This window comes from Faecalicatena contorta, from assembly GCF_022835095.1.
In the GTDB taxonomy this organism is placed as follows: Bacteria; Bacillota; Clostridia; order Lachnospirales; family Lachnospiraceae; genus Faecalicatena; species Faecalicatena contorta.
The window spans coordinates 4,954,316-4,974,020 of sequence record NZ_BQNQ01000001.1 but is presented as its reverse complement, the minus strand read 5'-3'; the positions used below and the strand labels follow the sequence as shown (position 1 = coordinate 4,974,020).

The 19,705-nt window shown below is 47.0% G+C and carries 14 protein-coding genes; 13 read left to right on the top strand and 1 reads right to left on the bottom strand.

The window, feature by feature from the left end:
- Positions 1–285: 285 nt before the first annotated feature.
- The gene (locus MWG26_RS22185; protein ID WP_025653825.1) at positions 286–870 is read right to left on the bottom strand and encodes a flavodoxin family protein; all 585 of its coding nucleotides are present in this window, start codon (positions 868–870) and stop codon (positions 286–288) included.
- A gap of 327 nt (positions 871–1,197) precedes the next feature.
- Here MWG26_RS22185 and MWG26_RS22180 point away from each other — a divergent pair, with 327 nt between their 5' ends.
- The 13 genes from MWG26_RS22180 to MWG26_RS22120 all read left to right on the top strand — a co-directional run bounded on the left by MWG26_RS22180 (position 1,198) and on the right by MWG26_RS22120 (position 19,699).
- The gene (locus tag MWG26_RS22180; RefSeq protein WP_025653824.1) at positions 1,198–1,818 is read left to right on the top strand and encodes a helix-turn-helix domain-containing protein; all 621 of its coding nucleotides are present in this window, start codon (positions 1,198–1,200) and stop codon (positions 1,816–1,818) included.
- A gap of 148 nt (positions 1,819–1,966) precedes the next feature.
- A complete protein-coding gene (locus MWG26_RS22175; RefSeq protein ID WP_025653823.1) occupies positions 1,967–2,638 on the top strand; it encodes a phosphatase PAP2 family protein in 672 nt (223 codons plus the stop codon).
- 136 nt (positions 2,639–2,774) lie between these two features.
- A complete protein-coding gene (locus MWG26_RS22170) occupies positions 2,775–3,950 on the top strand; it encodes an iron-containing alcohol dehydrogenase (RefSeq protein ID WP_025653822.1) in 1,176 nt (391 codons plus the stop codon).
- Entirely contained in the window at positions 3,922–6,843 is a 2,922-nt protein-coding gene (locus MWG26_RS22165) for a glycoside hydrolase family 2 TIM barrel-domain containing protein (RefSeq protein WP_181969549.1), read from the top strand. The genes MWG26_RS22170 and MWG26_RS22165 overlap by 29 nt, the downstream gene beginning before the upstream one ends.
- A gap of 74 nt (positions 6,844–6,917) precedes the next feature.
- Positions 6,918–8,729: a sensor histidine kinase gene (locus MWG26_RS22160; RefSeq protein WP_162149246.1), complete on the top strand. Its 1,812-nt coding sequence runs from the start codon at positions 6,918–6,920 to the stop codon at positions 8,727–8,729.
- The gene (locus MWG26_RS22155) at positions 8,722–10,296 is read left to right on the top strand and encodes a response regulator (RefSeq protein ID WP_117440551.1); all 1,575 of its coding nucleotides are present in this window, start codon (positions 8,722–8,724) and stop codon (positions 10,294–10,296) included. Before MWG26_RS22160 ends, MWG26_RS22155 begins: the two co-directional genes overlap by 8 nt.
- 90 nt (positions 10,297–10,386) lie before the next feature.
- Positions 10,387–11,688 (top strand): ABC transporter substrate-binding protein, encoded by a 1,302-nt coding sequence (locus MWG26_RS22150; RefSeq protein ID WP_025653816.1) that lies wholly within the window; start codon positions 10,387–10,389, stop codon positions 11,686–11,688.
- Positions 11,689–11,744: 56 nt separating this feature from the next.
- Positions 11,745–12,599 carry a carbohydrate ABC transporter permease gene (locus MWG26_RS22145; protein WP_025653815.1) on the top strand — a complete coding sequence of 285 codons (855 nt, stop codon included), beginning with the start codon at positions 11,745–11,747 and terminating at the stop codon, positions 12,597–12,599.
- A complete protein-coding gene (locus tag MWG26_RS22140; protein ID WP_025653814.1) occupies positions 12,600–13,433 on the top strand; it encodes a carbohydrate ABC transporter permease in 834 nt (277 codons plus the stop codon).
- 26 nt (positions 13,434–13,459) lie between these two features.
- Positions 13,460–16,174 (top strand): glycoside hydrolase family 2 TIM barrel-domain containing protein, encoded by a 2,715-nt coding sequence (locus MWG26_RS22135; RefSeq protein WP_025653813.1) that lies wholly within the window; start codon positions 13,460–13,462, stop codon positions 16,172–16,174.
- Complete coding sequence (locus MWG26_RS22130; protein WP_025653812.1) at positions 16,171–17,394, top strand: MFS transporter; 1,224 nt, start codon at positions 16,171–16,173, stop codon at positions 17,392–17,394. The genes MWG26_RS22135 and MWG26_RS22130 overlap by 4 nt, the downstream gene beginning before the upstream one ends.
- A 58-nt stretch (positions 17,395–17,452) precedes the next feature.
- A complete protein-coding gene (locus tag MWG26_RS22125) occupies positions 17,453–18,844 on the top strand; it encodes an L-fucose/L-arabinose isomerase family protein (protein WP_173005532.1) in 1,392 nt (463 codons plus the stop codon).
- A 15-nt stretch (positions 18,845–18,859) separates the two neighbouring features.
- Entirely contained in the window at positions 18,860–19,699 is an 840-nt protein-coding gene (locus MWG26_RS22120) for a class II fructose-bisphosphate aldolase (protein ID WP_117440553.1), read from the top strand.
- The last annotated feature ends 6 nt before the right edge of the window (positions 19,700–19,705 follow it).

Genomic DNA, 19,705 nt, shown 5'->3' with positions numbered 1-19,705 from the left:
CACATCGGATTGGAAGGCACCACCGGCATTCACCGTGCAATTCTGATGAATTGCGCGGCTCAAGCCGGCTTAAACTCTGCTTCGGAAGCAGAGTTTAGCCTTCCAGTCCGATGTGGTTTTTCTCAAGTGAAACTACGGCGCGCTCTATGCCCGCGGAAAGGGACAGGGAAGTTTCCCGGCCCGCGGCTGAAGTCCCGCTCCTCACAGGCTGGGCGCACCCGGGCGGAAGGAGTGGCGGCGCGGGAGAGGGCCTGGGTAGCGTATCTGTCCCTCTTCAGTCCGCTATTACGCGTTGTATAGTGATTTCCCGAATTCGTAAGCACCTTTTAGATGGCCAGTTTCGCTGATTCTGGGTTTTCCGTTTGTATCTCCGCATCCGCCTGCTAACAGCATGCCCTTGTCGTGGAAGCCGATATAATTTACAATAGCAAATTTGTAATAGGAAGTTACCTGCTCAAATGTCCAAAACAGGTCATCAGCAGATGTTATTAACAGTGCACTGTCTCTTACCGGATATTTTTCATATCTGCCGTAAGGCGGATTGTCATCTTCCTCTGCAATACAGTAGAAGCGTTCAATAAATGCTTTTAACCTGGAGGAAATTGTCCAGAAGTACAGCGGGGATGCAAAAACTATTAGATCGGCAGCTTTTATCTTAGGAATCATTTCATGAAAATCATCTTTCTGTATGCATGGTTTTCCAAACCGGCAGGCATTACATCCCAGACAGCCCTTAACCTCTTTCTTTAATAATGATATTTTCTCCACCTGATGTCCCGCCTCTTTTGCACCTGCAATGAAGGAATCTGCCAGCTGCATTGTATTTCCATTTGCTCTGCCGCCGCCTATGACTACTAATATATTTTTCATATGTACCTCCCGGGTTTTTATTTTATTATATCAGACATGACCAAACATTGTAAAAATGTTCGATTAAGTTACTAGATCATTTTGCAGATTGCAGCTTCTTACGATTCGTGATGCATTTTTGAGTTAGTTTTTCGTAGTAGAGACTGGCGCTCCTGACATCCATTTTCGGTACATCGAATTTGAGTGTTGATAAAACGTTATAATATGTATACAATAAATTGCAGGAGGTATACGTCGAAACCTCAGAAAAATGAAAAAGCAGCGGGGAGTTTATCGAAGAATCTGTTGCCTTAGAAGCCTAATACAAATAACGGACAGGGGATACAAATGGAATTTAATGAAAAGCTGCAGCAACTTAGAAAGAATAACAATCTTACGCAGGAACAGCTTGCAGAGCAGCTGTATGTATCACGGACAGCTATATCAAAGTGGGAAAGTGGCAGGGGCTATCCAAACATCGAATCTTTAAAATGCATATCAAAACTTTTTTCAGTTACAATTGATGAATTATTATCAAGTGATGAATTGATTACCCTGGCAGAAACTGAGAACCGTTCTAATCTTAAAAAGATCTACATGGTTATCAGCGGGATCGTCGATGTTTTGTCTGTTGCATTTATATTACTTCCGATTTATGGAAAACCGGAAGGGAACCATGTTTACTCAGTGAATCTGCTGGCTAATACCCATACTCCCAATATAGACCGTACTATTTATTGGGCTGTCTTTACATTTTTAATCGGTCTTGGCATTGCCAGACTTATATTCATTTATATTGAGAAGGAGTTATTGTTCCGTTATTTTACTAAAATTTCGATTGCGGCCGGCGCGGCAGCCATCTGTTTGTTTGCAGCCGCAAGAGAGCCATATGCAACGATTCTATTATTTTTATTTTTTGGAGTGAAAGTATTTTTACTATGGAAGCAGATACAGGCAGATCAGCCTTAAATCATTGAGAAAAGGCCCTTTGACACGAAGAGTGTCGGGGCCTTTTTCTATTGTGACGAGAGGTTTCTTGTCCTTTTGGTACTGCTGGAAGATAATCCAAATGCAGCTTGCAAATAGATTATTTCCGCAAAAGAAAGGAAGATTGATTATGCAAAAGAAATTAAAGAAGTATCTTATCATAACAGGGGGATTGTTTTTAATCTTTATACTTTTTACTGTTATGGTCAAAACCGTGGATGTACAGCCTGTCGGTCCGGATCGCTCAAAAGTTGGCCTTGCGTCTGTCAACCAGTGCGTGTTTAAATTTTTCGGTGTAAACCTATTATGGTATGATATTACTGACTGGCTTGGAGTTTTCGCAATAGTATTTGCTCTGGGGTTTGCGGTTTTAGGGCTATTCCAGCTTATAAAGCGGAAAAGCATTCAGAAAGTCGATTGCAGGATTTTACTGTTGGGCGTATTTTACGTTATGGTTATTGCTGTTTATTTGTTTTTTGAGGTGGTGGTTGTCAATGATAGACCCATTATTCTTTCGGAAAGTTTAGAAGCATCGTTTCCCTCCTCCCATGTTATGTTTGTAAACTGTATTATGGCTACAGCCATGCTGCAGTTTCATTATTATCTGCGAGAAAGGAAAGCTTGGCTTTGGATGTCGGATATTGTATCCGTCCTCATTATTACAGCAACTGTAATCGGGCGGCTTATATCCGGTGTCCATTGGTTTACTGATATTGTGGCGGGGATTTTACTTTCGTCGGTGCTGATTGCACTATACTGCTCTGCATTGTTGTATTTTGAGTCGAAGAACAGAGTGGTATAAAGCAAAGCATGGGAGTACCTGCACACTTAGTTATTATAATATTTTAAAAGGAATCCCTCTTTTTTTAAATGCCTCTTTCACATTCTGATGTTACCATTGGTTCAGAAATTAGTTGTGTAATATCAGGAGGGTTCTTATGGCAAATTTTATGTTTGAAAATGGTACAAGGCTTTATTGGGGAACTGGTGTGGAAGAAGAGGCCGGAAAGCTGTGCAGGGAGTTTGCGCTGACGGATACGGTTATGACAGTATCCTATGCAGAGGGGCCGCTGCGCCCTCTGGTGGAGCGGGTGATCGGCTATCTGGAAGCGGAAGGGCTGAAGGTAGTGGAATACAATGATGTGGTTCCCAATCCTCTGTTGGACAAAACGAGGGAAGCAATACAGACTGCAAAGGAACAGGGAGTGGGGATGACATTGGGAATCGGCGGCGGGAGCTGCATTGATGTGGCAAAAGCCATTGCCCTTGGGACCCGCCTCGAGAAGGATATCTGGGAGGTATACAGTGGAGAGGCCAGGCCGGATGAGGTCCTTCCGGTGGGGGCTATTATGACACTTGCGGGGACAGGCAGCGAGACCAGTCCCTTTGCTGTACTGACAAATACGGAGGAAGTATCCAAAATCGGATATGGCTGTACGGAAATGAGGCCCAGGTTTGCACTGCTGAATCCGGAGCTTACTTTTGGCGTTCCGGCATACCAGACAATGTGCGGGGCATGTGACATCTTTGCCCATATCTGTGATGCATATCTTGGAAGAATTGAGGATATGAAGCTGACCAGCAGGCTGAGCGAGAGTGTGATGAAAACGGTTATCGAATATCTCCCGGCGGCGCTGGAAAAACCGGATGATTACGAGGCGCGGAGCCAGCTGATGCTCTGCGGCACCCTTGCTATGGGAAAATTTGCATCGATGGGCCTGTATACCAATCTGGGGCTGCATACCATTGCGGAGGATCTGGGGGCAATCTATAATGTGACGCATGGTGCTGCGCTCTCCGTCATTCTTCCGGCATGGATGACGTATCTGAAGAAGGAGAAGTTTCATCTGCTCCTGCGCTATGCAAGGGAAGTCTGGAACCTGGATATCAATGTGGACCATCCGGAGAAGACGGTGGACGCTGCGATACGAAAGACAAAAGAATTCTTTGCAGGCGTGGGGCTGCCGGTTACCTTATCCGAGCTTGGCATTGATTTTGAGAAAGACGGTAAAATGCTTTCTGAGCGTATCAATTGTACAGAAGATTATGGCGACGCATATATCGCGCTGACACCGGAGGATGTTTATGAAATATACCGCCTTGCATCAAAGTAGAAGAATCATCCATCTGAATGAGGGATGGAAATTTACAAAAGAAATGAAAGCAGATATGGAATATGACGCATATCATCTGACTAAGACCGGAGCACAGGTTTCGCCTGCTGCAATGTCCTATGACGACCATGGCTGGGCGGAGGTAACGCTGCCCCATGATTTTGAAGTGCTCCAGGAATTGAATCCACAGGCCAGAGATTACAATGGATATCTCGACGCGGAAAATTGCTGGTACAGGAAGTTTTTCTGTCTTGATGCCAGGGATAAAGAACGGCGTATTATTTTACATTTTGACGGAATAACCGGGGAGAGCAAAATATGGGTGAATGGCTGCCTGATGAGGAAACAGATGTCCTCCTACTGTGATGTGGAAATTGATATTACAGATGTAGTGAGGTTTGGCGCTTCTGTCAATCTGATTGCAGTATTTCTGGATCATACATGGATGCAGGGATGGTGGTATCAGGGCGGTGGTTTGTACCGCAAGGCGTGGCTGGAAATAACAGACCTGCTGTATCTGGATTCAAAAGAAGTTCAGATTCTCACAGAAAAGACCGGGGATGCGGAGCCTTCAGAAGTAACAGAAAAGACCGGAGCGTCGGATCTTCCGGAGGTAAAAGAAAAGACCGGGACGGCGGGGAGTTCGGAATCAAAAGAGAAGTGGAAAGTAAGAGTCAATTTTGAGGTAAATGCCCGATATGGCGGAACAGGAAACTGCACGGTCAGAGCACGTATCTTTTCTGCAGAGGGAATTCTGGCGGCAGAGCGGGAAGCATACATTTGCCAGGGGATACATCCAAATAACACCAGGGCATGCCTCAGCATGGAGATGACAGTGGAAGCTCCGGCTCTCTGGGATATCCATGAGGGAAACTGTTATCTGCTGGATCTGGAGCTGAGCCGGGAACATGAGATCAGGGACAGTCTGTGCCAGCGTTTTGGCTTTCGGGAGATTCATTTTGACGCTGAGCAGGGATTCTTTATCAATGGAAAACGAAAAGAAATCCGGGGATTCTGTTTTCATGAGGATGAAGGCAATCTGGGGCTGGCAGTCGATGCCTCGGTCTATGAACGCAGAATACAGCATCTGGTGGAGATGGGGGCAAATGCTTACCGGTGTTCCCACAATGCACCGGCAAGGGAATTGCTGGATCTGTGCGACTTATATGGAATTATGGTCATGGAGGAGACCCGGCGTTTTGACACGGGAGAATTGGGAAGAGAAGATCTGCGCCATCTGGTCAGAAGGGACAGAAACCATCCATCCGTTATTCTCTGGTCAGTGGGAAATGAGGAGCCCTGGCAGAAAGAGGAGCGGGGTTACCGGATTGCGCAGACGATGAAGGGATGGATCCGGGAACTGGACCCGTCCAGGCTGGTGACGATGGCTATGCATGACGGCCTCACAGAAGCGGACAGAGAAGGCGAAAGGACGGCAGCCGATGCGGTCGATGTGATCGGAGTCAATTATAATCACAGGAAGCTGGAAGAGATCCATAAGAGATATCCAAACAAGCCGATCATCGGTTCGGAGATGCTCTGCCTGGCGGATACTGTAGTAGAATGCGGCAATCCTTTTTCGGGAAGCGAGGGGGCGTATGAAACACTGGAGTTCGGGGAAAGCCATCCTTATTATGGCGGGACTTTTGCCTGGGCCGGTGAGGATTACCGGGGAGAGCACAGAAATCTGGGGTTCTTTACAGATGCCTGTCCGCTGAATATAAATGGAGACAAAAAAGACGGTTTTTATCAATATGCAGCCCGCTGGAGGGAAGACCCCGTTCTCCATATATGCGGACACTGGAATCCCACGGAAGAAGCAATGCGGGAGGTAGTAGTATGCAGCAATATGGATAAAGTTCTGCTGTATGTGAATGGGAGAAAGCAGGCCGAGGCAGTGGTAGATAAACGGCAGCATGCGGTCTTCAAGGTTCCTTATGAACCAGGTGAACTGAAAGCAGTGGGAATCCGCGGAGCGGACCGGGTAACAGCAAAAATACGGACAAGCGGCGAGGCGTATGCCTTCCGGGTCTGCCCGGAAAAGACAGAATATCCTGCAGACGGCGAAGCCCTGGTTACGGTCCGGGTGGAGGCCATAGATACAGAAGGAAATCTGGTACCCACGGCATCCCATATTTTTGAAACAGCATGTAATGAACTGGCAGAGTGTGTGTGCACGGATAATGCGGATCCTTATTGCAGCTGCTTTCCGGAGAAAGAGGTTATGTGTCTGTATAAAGGAAAAGGAATGGCGGTTTTTCGGTGCAGGACAGAAGCAGGTGTGTTGAAAATCAGGATTTCTGGCATGCTGAAAGAAGCGGACTGCTGCGTAAATCTATATTTGGTTCGGGAAGGGGAACAGGAGCCTGCCCGGGAGAGAAAACAAGAGTCTGGCCGGGCGGAGAAACAAGAGCCTGCCTGGGAAAGGTCTGTGAGTGTCGGCAATCCGTATATTAACGATTGGTTTATGTCTCATATTTACCAGGAGAAACCGGACATCTACGCCTATACCACAGATGACAATTATATTTACTGGAGAAAGAGCCTGGAGAGCGCATCGATGCTGGACCGCCAGATGCCCTTCTACTTTACAAGAGGCGGCGGCTATATTATTTATTGTATGGAGCCGGATATGCCGGATCTGGAGGCGGGAAAGACCGGAGCAGTGGTGTTCGAGGAGATTACCGGGGAGGCAGAAATCTTAATCTCCATGCGTGATTACATGAACCGCATTCAGAAACGTTATTATCTGGAGAAACACGGCGTGGAAGGAAGCCGCATGAGGGTAGAACTGCCGGGGATTGTTACAGGAGACCGGTTAATTATCAAACTGGTAATAAAAGGTAATCACTGGAAATGCGGTATAACCGGGCCTGTAAGATTTGAGGTATAGTATAATTAAGGACATACAAGAGGTCTTGTATGTCCTTTTGGAATATACAGATGAGAACAGGGGGAAAACAGAATATGGCACAGAAGCTGATAGAAAAAATCCGTTTGTGGGCAAAAAAACTGAAAATCCGCTCCAAATTTTTTATTGCGTATGTAAGTACTATGCTGCTTTTGATTCTACTGCTGGGAGGAGTTTTTCAGTATATTTCAGTACAGGTTATCTTCAGAAATACGGCCAGTTTTACCGGTGAGTTCCTGGAACAATTATCCTATAACTTAGAAAACCGCACAGAAAGTTTGTTGGAGACCACATATGAACTTATGACCGACGAGGCGTTTCTTGAGTGTATCAAGGCTCCGGAGCCGCAGATTAAGCAGGAAGGTACGGGAAAATACAGGCAGAACATCCGGACACTTGGCAATAAACATTTTAGCAGCTCCGTGCCAGTCACTGCTTTTTACGTAAAAGGGGTGGGAGAACAGCCGGCATGGTGGGCGAGGTATACAAAGGCATTTAATGACAGCAATATCAACCAGGAACGGGCGGCAGAGATTCTCGAAATGGCGGAGAACCGGATGGGCGCAAAGAATACATGCTGGTTTCTGGAGGAAGAAGAAAATCAGGTCTATCTGGTGCGCAATATGATTGATACGAAGAATCAATTGGGGCAGGTGTATGGAACGGTGGTCTTTGCTATTGCTCAGGATTTCTTCCGGCCCATCCAGTCCCGGAACCGGATGATCGACAATGAAAGCCTGGTCTTCGAAAATAATGAGAGTTCCATGATTTACGGGGATTTTCAGATGGAAGACGGAATAGACAACCGTATGAGCAGGAAAGAAGACCGGTATGGCAATTATATATCGCGTATTCTTTACCAGAATGAGAGTTATATTTTTGCAGAACGCATCAAAAACAGTACAGAGTGGAACATATACTGTTTGATACCGGAGCATGTTTTCATGGCAAATGCAAAATCAATTAAATGGTATATTATGATGATTGCGGTAGGGGCGATTCTTGTATCATTGATTTTTTCCTATGCTGTTTCAAGAAATCTGAGCCGGAATATCCATTACCTTGAGCGGAACATGCGGAAGGTAGAACAGGGCGATTTTAAAGTGCATATCGAACCCACCAGTCTTGACGAAATCGGCATGCTGTGTACGCGTTTTAACTATATGGCGGATAAGATTGAAGAGCTAATTGAAGCGGCCTATAAAGAAGGACAGGCGAAACAAAGGCTTAAACTCCAGGTACTGAAGGCTCAGATCAATCCCCATTTTCTTTATAATTCACTGGGGTCAATTCAATGCATGGCGAAGATGGAAAAGCAGGAGCATATCGCAGAAATGACGGCGGCGCTGATCGAACTTCTCAGAGCATCATTAAGCAAAAACGGAGAATACCACACAGTCAGGGAAGAGGTGGAGTATATCCGGAATTATTTTACCCTGCAGAAGTTCAGGTACGAGGATAAGTTTGCTGTAGAATACTGTCTGTGCGAGGGCGTGCAGGAATATATTATGCTGGACTTTATCCTGCAGCCGCTGGTGGAAAATGCAATTTTTCACGGCATCGAGATATCCAAAGGAAACGGGATAATCCGGATTACTTCATCCGTTTCAGAGGGAAAGCTCCGGCTGACGGTGGAAGATAATGGGGTCGGGATGACGCAGGAAAAAATAAAATCGATACTGACCGTGCAGGAAGAAAGGTATGAAGGGTTGAATAGCATTGGAGTGGCAAACGTGTCACAGCGAATCAAGCAATATTTTGGAGAAGAGTATGGATTGAATTATATCAGTGAACCTGGAAGGGGAAGCATTGTAGAGGTCTGGCTTCCGTTATTTCGGACAAGAGAGGAGGCACAGGCAGGTGTATAAGATATTGATTGTAGAAGACGATGTGTTTTACCGTTATGAAATCCGGAATTTTATGGACTGGGAGGCATATGGATTTCAGGTGATCGGAGAGGCTATGAATGGGAAATGTGCGCTGGATTGTCTGAAAGAAGAGATACCGGATCTGATTCTCACAGATATCAGTATGCCGGAGATGAATGGAATTGAGCTGCTAAAGCAGGTGCGGGAATGCTATCCCAGGATTAAATGCATTGTTCTGAGCTCATATGATGATTTTAATTTTGTGAAAGATGCAATGAAGCTGGGCGCCCGGGATTATATTCTGAAGTATGACCTGAAGGAGCAGGAAATTATCTCCATACTGGATAAGATAGCGGCGGAAATTGAGCGGGAAAAAGAGGAATATAAAAAATCTCAGTTTGTAACAGAGAATTTCTCCATTATTTCCAATGACTTTTTAAAAAATCTGCTTTTAAATAAGCTGAATTCTCAGGAGTATATGCAGAAATTCTGGGAATATACCGGAAGGACGGATAAACCGGGCAATATGACCGTGCTGACAGTGAAACTCCCTGATCCGGATGAGGTGACTTATGAAAAGTCGCGGAACATATTGAATGAACATATATCAGAGCAGGAGTTTACCATTTCCATGGATGGTGAGACTCTGGCAGTTCTGTTCTGTCTGGAGCATGAAAATAGCGCCATGCGTATTTTCGAATATGTGACCCGGAAGGTGACTGCTATTTATCAGGAAATGAAAAGGCAGCATATTACGGGATTTTCCATGGGAGTCAGCGACAGCTTTAAAAATCCCGGTGATATTGCCCTTTTGTACCGGCAGGCGCTGAGGGCACAGGAACAGAGCCTGTATGAAGGATATGAAAAAGTGTTTTTTTATTCCACTTTAAACCAGAAGAAGACGGAGCAGAATCTGGAAGCTGCCATTGAGGATCTGGCGGAAGAGATCCATGAGGGCCAGGAGGAAAGAGCACGGGCACAGTTAAAGCAGATCATTCAAAACCTCTATCAGACACGTCCCGATAAGAACAGCCTTCAGAGAACATGCTTTTTGCTTTTTCATATTTTCTACCGTATCTCTATAGAAGAACATATAAACCCTGAAATGATTCTGGGTGTGAAGGTGATTACAGAGGGCTGGTGCCGAAGGTTCAGGTCTATCCAGGAGATGGAGGCTGCATTGCTGGAAGACTATGAAAAGCTGGTTCTGAAGATCAGCCAGAAGAATCAGATCGGGTCTGGCGGAAGCAGCAGGCAGGCCACCGCGATTATGAATTATATTGAAAAAAATTATATGAAAGAGATTTCACTGGAAATTCTCTCAGAAGAGATGGGGCTGACACCCAATTATCTCTGCAAGATTTTTAAAAACAGTACGGGAATGAAGCTGACCCAGTATATCAATCAGGTGAGGGTCGAGGGTGCTAAAAAGCTTCTGAAAAACACCAGTATGAAAGCACATGAGATTGCTGAGACTGTAGGATTCTCCAGTGCCTCTTATTTTTCCACGATTTTCAAACAGGTGACGGGAACAACCGTTTCTGAATATAAAGATAGTATTTTTTAAGAAACTGCAATTTTTTAAAATGACCCATAAAAGAAAAAAGTTTATATTAGAGTCAACAAAGGAAATCCCATAATAAGAGGAGGAAAATCTATGAAACGAAAAGGAATAAGTGTTGTGCTTGCTGCTGTAATGATCGCGGGGATGGCTGCCGGATGCGGGGCGAAAGGTTCATCAGATGCGGCAGAGCGCAAAGATACAAAACTGACGTTGATTCATGATATGAATGAAGACAGTGCGATCAGTTTTCTGGAGCAGGCTATTGAACAGTTTGAAGAGAAAAATCCGGATGTAAAGATTGATATGGAGACGCTCTCCAGCGATGATTACAACTCCATGCTGCGCAATAAGATTGCGGCGGATGATGTCCCCGATTTGTTCTTTATTGATGATATCCATAAAAAACAGGAGTTTATAGATGCGGGAATTTGTATGGATATTTCCGGGGAAGAATGGCTGAATGAAAATATCAAGGAGAGTGCAGTTGAGGCATGCAGCGTCGATGGCAAAACATGGTGCCTGCCCTTTACGCAGGGCGGTATGTTTGTCATATATAACAAGGATGTATTTGAGGCAGCAGGAATTAAGCAGGTGCCTGATACCTGGAGTGGTTTTATCGATACCTGCAGGACGATACAGGAAGCAGGAAAGACTCCGATTGCAGCGGGGTTCCAGGAGCAGTGGGTGCTGTTCAGTGACGAGCAGTGCGATTCCGTGGTAACAACTGTAAAATATGACAAAGAGAACCGTCTGAACCTGGAAGCAGGAACAACAACCTGGGCGGCGGACGAAGGCCATTTTTCAGAGGTTCTGCAGAGGATGAAAGAACGGTATCAGTATACCAATGATGATCCCTTTGGAACAGACTGGAATACGGCGCTGAATATGCTGGCAGTAGGGGATGCAGGTATGATTCTCAACGGCTCATGGACCCCGGCGGCTGTGATGGGAATCAATCCGGATGCAAATCTTGGAATCTTTCCGCTTCCGCTGACGGAGGATTCTAAGGAAGCGATGCTGCCGCTTCGCTCTACACCTGGCGGATTTGCGGTATATCAGGATTCAGAAAATGCAGATGCAGCCCTGAAATTCCTGGAAATGCTCTCTACACCGGAAATGGGGGCACTGCAGCAAAAGACGAAAGGTGATATCTCTGCATGTAAAAACGTAGAGGTTACGGAAGAAGATGGAATCCTCTATGACGTCCAGCAGTATATTGATGCGGATAAGGTGTTTGACTGGACTGGGTATTCTGAGCTGTTCGTGTCCGACGAGCTGCAGACGATTGTGACGGATGTGGAGACGGAACTTCTGATGAATGAAAATATGACGGTGGATGAGGCCATTGAGATGCTGGATGAGCGGTTTGAAGCGGCTCTGTCCGCGCAAAAATAGAATAGTGGACACAGGACAGGCACCGTCCGTGGCGCCTGTCCGGGAAAGGAAGACCTATGAATAAAAAAGTAAAAAGTAAGCTGATAAATTTTAGCTTTTTGCTGCCGGTCTTATTTTTTTTCGGCTTTTCTGTCATTATTCCGTTTTTTTCGGGGCTGCATATTGCGTTGACAGACTGGAATGGGGTCAGCAAAGAACTAAATTATGTTGGGTTTAAAAACTTTATCAACATATTTTCCAATAAAGATATTCTGCAGCCCGTGCAGAACACGATCTGCTATACCTTGATTGCAACGATTGCGGGGAATATCATTTCTCTTTTGCTTGCACTGGCAATCAACCGGAAATTTATCGGGAGGACATTTGCAAGGACTGCATTTTTCCTTCCTACCGCGATCAGCGTTGTGCTGGCAGTGTTTATCTGGGGCTACATTTTCCGCGATGTGTTCAGAAACCTGTTCGGATTAAACAGTCTTCTGGGGCAGAAGAGTACCGTAATTCTCGGAATTGCCATCATCCATATGTGGATTGATGTGGGTATCAATATGCTTGTTTATCTTTCCTCTCTGACCACAGTGCCAAAGGAATTATATGAATCGGCGGATCTGGACGGAGCAACCAGGATACAGCAGTTTTTCCGGGTAACGCTGCCTATGATTGTACCGGCATTTACCACCTGCATAACCCTGTCGCTGACCTATGGGCTGCGTGAATTCGCAACTCCGTATGCGGCGACCCAGGGGGGACCGGCAGGAGCATCAGAGACGATCGGTATCTATATATACAATCATTTGATGAGTTATAACAAGGCAGGATACGGGCAGGCCATCTCGGTTGTATTTACCATTGCACTGGTATTGATCGGAGGCGGATTGTCCAGGGCTTTGCGCAGACTGGAGGTGGAAGCGTAGATGTCAAAGAAAAGTAAACGAATCAAAGGGCTGCTTTCCCTTCTGACGATTCTTGCGGGAGTGATATTCCTGGCGCCTCTTTACATCGTTATCGTAAATGCCTTCAAGACACCGATGGAGACGGCAAAAAGTATTTTATCGCTCCCCTCCGGCCTGCATTTGGAGAATTTCAGCAAGGCAGTGGAAGTAACAAATTTCTTTGTGACATTAAAAAACAGTACGATTGTAACGCTGCTTTCGGTCATTTTGATTGTTATCTCATCTTCTATGGCAGGGTATATGATCTGCAGAAAGAGCGGCAAACGGTTTTATAAAGCCATGGATCTGCTTCTGATGTCAGGCATGATGGTCTCTTTCCAGATGATCATGATTCCGGTTTATCGAATGCTGAAGGGTCTGGATCTGATGAATACATATACAGGCGCGATTATCCTGATGGTAGGAACCAGTGTTTCCTACGCAACATTTTTATATGTCGGTTTTACGAAGACCATTCCGATTGAGCTGGAGGAGGCCGCGCAGATTGATGGCTGCGGGAAAATACGCACCTTTTGGTTTATTGTATTTCCGCTGATGAAGCCTATCACAGCAACGGTGGCAGCGCTGCATATGCTGTGGATGTGGAATGAGTTCAATATCGGGCTGATCGTGCTGCAGAAGAAGGAAATGCGGACAATACCGATGCAGCAGTTTTATTTCTTCGGACAGCATGTTTCGAATATGAATGCTGCATTTGCCGCGGCCTGCCTGTCACTGATACCGGTCGTTGTCTTTTTCTTCCTGACGCAGAAAAGCATTGCAGGAGGAATGACAGCCGGAGCGATCAAAGGCTAGGCGGGGAAAATGGAAAGGACGATGATATGAGAGAAAAATTACAGTTGGACAGAGGATGGAAATTTCACAGGGGGGATGTGGAAGATACCGTGTCACACGGTTATCTGTATACGTATATGCATACAAAAACGGAGAGGGGAAGGGGACCTGCCTCAGCAGATTATGATGACAGTCTTTGGGAAACAGTGGAACTGCCTCATGATTATGTGGTGCAGGGAGCACCCACGCCAGAGGCCAATCCGGTGCATGGCTCTCTGATCCGGGAAAATGCATGGTACCGCAGATTCTTCAGGCTGGAGCCTTCCGACAGAGGGAAAAGCATCCATATAGAATTTGAAGGAATCTGTACGGAAAGCCGTATTTGGATCAACGGCTGTTATATGGGGATGAATGACAGTGCATACGCAGAAATTGATCTGGATATGACGGATATTGCCAGATACGAGGACGAGCTGAATGTAATTGCGGTATATGTGGATAACCGGGAATACGAGGGATGGTGGTATGAAGGCGGAGGAATCTACCGGCACGTATGGCTGGTTAAGACAGAGCCGGTTTGTGTGGATTACTGCGGTATTTTCATTCATCCGGAATCCAGGGATGGAAAACTGTGGAATGTGCCGATAGAAACGACACTGCGCAATGACGCATTTTCAGACAGAGAGGTCAGGGTGGTTCAAACGGCGGCGGATGAACAGGGCAGTTTATTATTTGAAACAGAATCGATACAGCTGGTACCGGGACGGAAAACAAAGAGGCTGATGCAGCAGGCGGAGGTGAGAAATCCAAAGCTGTGGTCGGTGGAGCATCCCACGCTCTGTCAGCTGAGAACAAGAATTTTCAGCGGTGAGGTGCTGCTGGACGAAGTAGATACTACATTTGGATTCAGGACAGCTGAATTCGATGCAGAACGCGGCTTTCTGTTAAATGGTATACCAACAAAAATAAAGGGAATGTGTATTCATGAGGATCATGGCGGCCTGGGAACGGCGCTGCCGGATAATATAAAGGAGTACCGGGTACAGCGCCTCAAAGATATGGGATGCAATGGATATCGGTTCTCGCATAATCCGCATTCCCGGGAGACGCTGGATGCATGCGACCGTCTGGGTATGCTTGTGATGGATGAAAACCGCTGGTTCGAATCTTCGCCGAATGGTCTGCGGCGTCTGGAAAATATGGTGAAACGGGATCGGAACCATCCGAGTGTGATCGTCTGGTCGGCAGGAAACGAGGAATCCCTGCAGGACGGTGAACGCGGAAGAAAGATCATGAATGCCATGAAGCACAGGATTCATGAGCAGGATCCGACAAGGCCGGTGCTGATGGCGATGCACACAGGACTATTGGAAGACGGCGCAGCACAAAGCGCGGATATGATTGGAATGAACTACAACATTGAACTGTGTGAAGCAGTCCATAAGAAATACCCTGAGAAGGCCATTGTATTTTCAGAAGTGAACAATGCATCAGAGGAAGATGTTCTGGGGAACCGGACAGCCGGAATCCGTACATGGCAGATTGTGGACAATACGCCATACATGAGCGGCATGTTTGCCTGGACGGGGATGGACTACCGGGGAGAACATGATTATCCGGGGCTGTTTGCGCCCTGCGGCTGTATGGACCAGAATGGTTATGCAAAGGACAGCTATTATCTGTATCAGACGTATTGGCGGGGAGAGGCATTCGTCTATATCCAGCCCCATTGGAACGGGAAGAAGGCAGGCCAAAACGTGACAGTCCGGGTATTTTCCACGGGGGATGAGGTCAGCCTTTATCTGAATGGGCGATTGCTTGGAACCAGGAAGAACGATGCTTATTTTCAGACAGACTGGAATGTGGCATATGAGCCGGGAGAATTAAAAGCCATTGCGATGGTGAATGGAAACGTGGCTGCGCAATGCGTGAGAGAGACAACAGGGGAACCCAAAAAGCTTTCTTTGAAGCTGGAGAACCAGCAGGTAAAAAGCGGCTGCCGGGAAGCCGCTGTTTATACAGTAACCGCATTGGACGAGGCAGGCCGGGAGGTGCCGGATGCTGAAAATGTATTTGAGATTACCAGGCTGAAAGGGGCCAGGCTTCTGGTAACCGGCAACGGGGATGTGAAGGATACCAGTAACCGCAGAGAACCAGTATGCAGATTGTACAACGGGAAGGCCCAGATCATAGCAGAAGTGCAGGATACCAGGGTGGAAATCCAGGCAGAGGCCAGGGGGCTGGAAAAGGCGGCGCTTACAAGTATCTGTGAACCGGGAAGTAAGGTACCGGAGGCGGAAACTGTACAGAGTAGATATATCACAAATTGGGAAATGGCAGAATGGATGCCTGAGGAGCCGGAAAAAGTGGATGGAAATTACAGCCATCTGCCTTCTTATCACCCGGTGGAAATCGGCCATGGAACCCAGCTTCATGATTTATGGAAGAACAGCGGTTTTCTGGTATACCACTGTCATACGGATATCCCGAAAGACCGGAAGGGAGAGCCGTTGTACCTGCAGTTTGAGCTGCTGGAAGGAAAAGCCAGCATTACAGTGGAGCTCAAAACAGAAGATGCAAAACGTGTAAATGTGATCGAAGTAGAAAAGCCGTATGAAGAGCCTGACAAGCTTGCGTTAAAAATGGAGGGGGACGGGGATGCATCACAGGCGGATATCTGGGTCTGCATGGAAATCTTCTCTTCTTTCCATGGAATTACAAAACCGGTCCGCTGGGAATTTCGTATGGAGGAAGCACAATGAATAACAAAAAAATATTGTTGTCAGCCATGTATGTAACGATATTTCTTGCTTCTTTTGGATTTATCATGTACAGCGCACTGGTTTCCGCCTTTTCAGAAACCTACAGTATCCCACTGGCAAAGGCGGGAATCGTAGGATCCGTGTTGTGCGTGGGGCAGCTGGTTATGATATTTTTCAATGACATGCTGGCGCGGAGGATGCCCAGAGTTACCCTGATCACCGTGGGAGTTTTGGCGCATCTGGTCTCAATGTTCTGGATTGCGGCCTCGGTTTCCTTTACGAGTCTGCTGGCTGCATTTTTTGTAAATGGTGCGGCGATCAGCCTGCTCAATGTGGTGATGAGCGCTTATATATCTGATTTGTCCGGGGATAAGCGCAATTCGTATCTGAATATTTTTCATGGAGTCTATGGGCTGGGCTCTCTGGCAGGTCCGATCCTTCCCACATTTATCCTGGCATGCGGACTGAATTGGAAGCTGAGCTACTTCGTGATCGGCGGGATTTCCTTCCTGCTTCTGGCGGGGCTTCTGCTTCTTGGAAGAAAGCAGAAAAAGACAGAGCCGAGTCAGGGAGAAGCAGAAGTGAAGGCAGAGGGAGCAGGGTCGGAACCGGGACAGGAAGAGCCGTTTTTCCGGCTTTTAAAAAATCCGCATCTGCTGATGACCTGTTTTGCGGCGCTTTTGTTTATGGGATTTGATATGACGATCAGTACGTATATGTCCAGCTATTTGGAGCTGGCGCTCGATGCATCCGCAATGGCCGGACTTACGATCACTTTTTACTGGACAGGTTCGGCAGCAGGACGATTGATTTATCCTGTATTATTTGCAAAATATGATACGAAAAAATACCTGGTATGTGTCAATCTGGTCACAGCGGTTCTTCTGGCGCTCGGTCTTGCGGTTACGAAGCCGGTCATGATGATTGTTTTAATTTTCCTGGTCGGTTTGCTGTCAGGTGTGAATTTCCCACTGGAAATCGGCTTGGCCTGTGAGCAATTCCCAAAAAGCTCTGTGGGAGCGACGAATGCCGTCAGCATCTTCGGAAGTCTCGGAGGAATTATCTTTCCGATGCTGGCAGGGGGGCTGATGGAAGCCTTTGGATATGCAAGCCTGCTGCTTCTTGGCGGAGTTATGATGCTTGCAATAGCAGGGTGTCTGACAGGAATGGCTGCCGTAAAAAAAGAAAGGAGTATGCGGCAGAAGAGCCGGAGGCAATGAAGGTAATGCTCAGGCCATGAATGAATAAAAAATAGATTTTGAAGGTAGGAGGATGTTTATGTACAATTACAGAAAATTAGTGTTGGGATATGCGCCGACAAGGAGGTTTGATTTTCCGGATCCGAAAAATGCATATGAAAACAGCCTGAAGATCCGGAGGCGGGTGGATGAAATTCTTGAAAAAATCGGCGATGTGGAGCTGGTGGATATTTCATTTTTAAATGAGGAGGCGTTGCTGTACCAGGCATGTGATGTGGAGAGGGCAGCCCAGTATTTCCGGGAGAAGAAAATTGACGCTTTGTTTGTGCCCCACGCGAACTTTGGGAACGAGGAGGCGGTGGTTAAGCTTTGCAGGGAGTTTTCTGTGCCCATTCTGGTATGGGGGCCAAGGGATGAAGCACCTCCGGGAGGATATGGATATCGACAGACGGACACGCAGTGCGGCCTGTTTGCCACGACGATGGGGCTTCTTCGGGAGGGGCTGACCTATACCTATCTGGAGAACTGCTGGCTGGAAGATCCGAAGCTGGAGCAGGGAATCGAGAATTTTATCCGCACGGCATGTGCGGTAAAGGCTGTGAAAAATATGAAGATCGGGCAGATCGGTCCGCGCCCGAGAGATTTTCTGAGCGTCATCGTGGACGAGGGGGCTTTGGTAAACCAGTTGAAAATTGATACAGTACCCATTGACGGGACAGAGCTGGTAACGGAGATCGAACGTATTCGGAAGGAAGATCGGGGAGCCGTGGAAAAGCTGGTGCAGGAAACAAAACAGTCGTTTCCGTGTTACAGCATTTCGGAGAAGCATGCGGAGATTACAGCGGCCACAGAGCTGGCAATCCGAAATCTGGCTGAAACTTATGGGTGCACGATTATGGCAGGAGACTGCTGGTATGTCAATCCACTGATCTATGAGTGTTATCCATGCTATGCCTTCGGCAACCTGACGGAGAAAGGCCTGCCGGTGATCTGCGAGACAGATATTTACGGCGCAGTGACAGCAGGAATTCTGACGGGAGCAGCCAGGATGGAGTCCCCTGCATTTACTGCGGACATGACCATACGGCATCCGGAAAATGACAATGCAGAGCTGCTGTGGCATTGCGGACCGTTCCCGAAATCGTTGGCAAAACCATCCTGCAATCCGGAGTTGACGGATGAATGTATGGGGCGGTATGAAATCCAGGGAGGCGATCTCACGATTGCAAGGTTCGGAGGTGTCTGCGGAGATTTCCAGATGTTTTTTGGAGAAGGGAAAGGCGTGGAAGGACCGGAGACCGGAGGGAATTATATCTGGGTAGAGGTAGAGGATTGGAGCAGATGGGAGAGAAAGCTGATGTACGGCCCGTATATCCATCATGCATGCGGCGTCCACGGAAAGTACAGTGAAATTTTGAAAGAAGTATGTCGCTACACGGGAATCAGGGCTGATGAGGCCGATGAAAGATAAGAGGAGGAGAAACATATGCCATTAGTAAAAGTATCAGAGATTTTAAAAGAAGCAGATAAAGGGGGATATGCGGTGACTGCATTTGATACCTTTAACTTTGAAACGATCAATTGGGTGATTGAGGCGGCAGCGGAGCTGAAGACAGCGACAATCGTTATGATATACCCTGAGATGACAGAGTATATCAGTGTGGATACTTTTGCCCGGATCGTAGAGACACTGGCCGCAAAGAGCGAGTACCCGGTGGGGCTGATGCTAGATCACGGGGACAGCTACGAGCTTGCAATGCAGTGCCTGAAAGCCGGATTTACCAGTATCATGGTGGATTTTTCATCCTGTGAATTCGAGGAGAATGTCAGAAGGACAAGGGAGGTCGTAAAAGCGGCACACGCTATGGGTGTGGATGTGGAGGCTGAACTGGGGCATGTGGGAAATGCAGATACGCTTGCAGATTTTGCGGATGACAGTGGCTACACCTCCCCGGAGCTGGCGAAGCAATTCGTGGAGCGGACGGAGTGTGACGTACTTGCGATTGCATTTGGCAGTGCGCATGGCAATTATGTCAGAGAGCCGAAGCTGGATATGGAGCGCCTGGATGCGATTAAGAGAGAGGTTTCCATTCCACTGGTGCTCCATGGAGGCACAGGAATTCCAGACAGCCAGATCAGGGAAGCTGTGAAAAGAGGGATCCGTAAGCTGAATGTGGGAACAGGATACGACCAGACCATTTTTTATGCGGTGCAGAAGAACATAAAGGAAGATGTGGGAGAACCTTATATATTTTGTACCCTGGCAGATGCGGCGCAGGCGGCAAAGGCATTTTTGAAAGAGAAAATCAGTTTGACACGCTGGTAGGAGGTG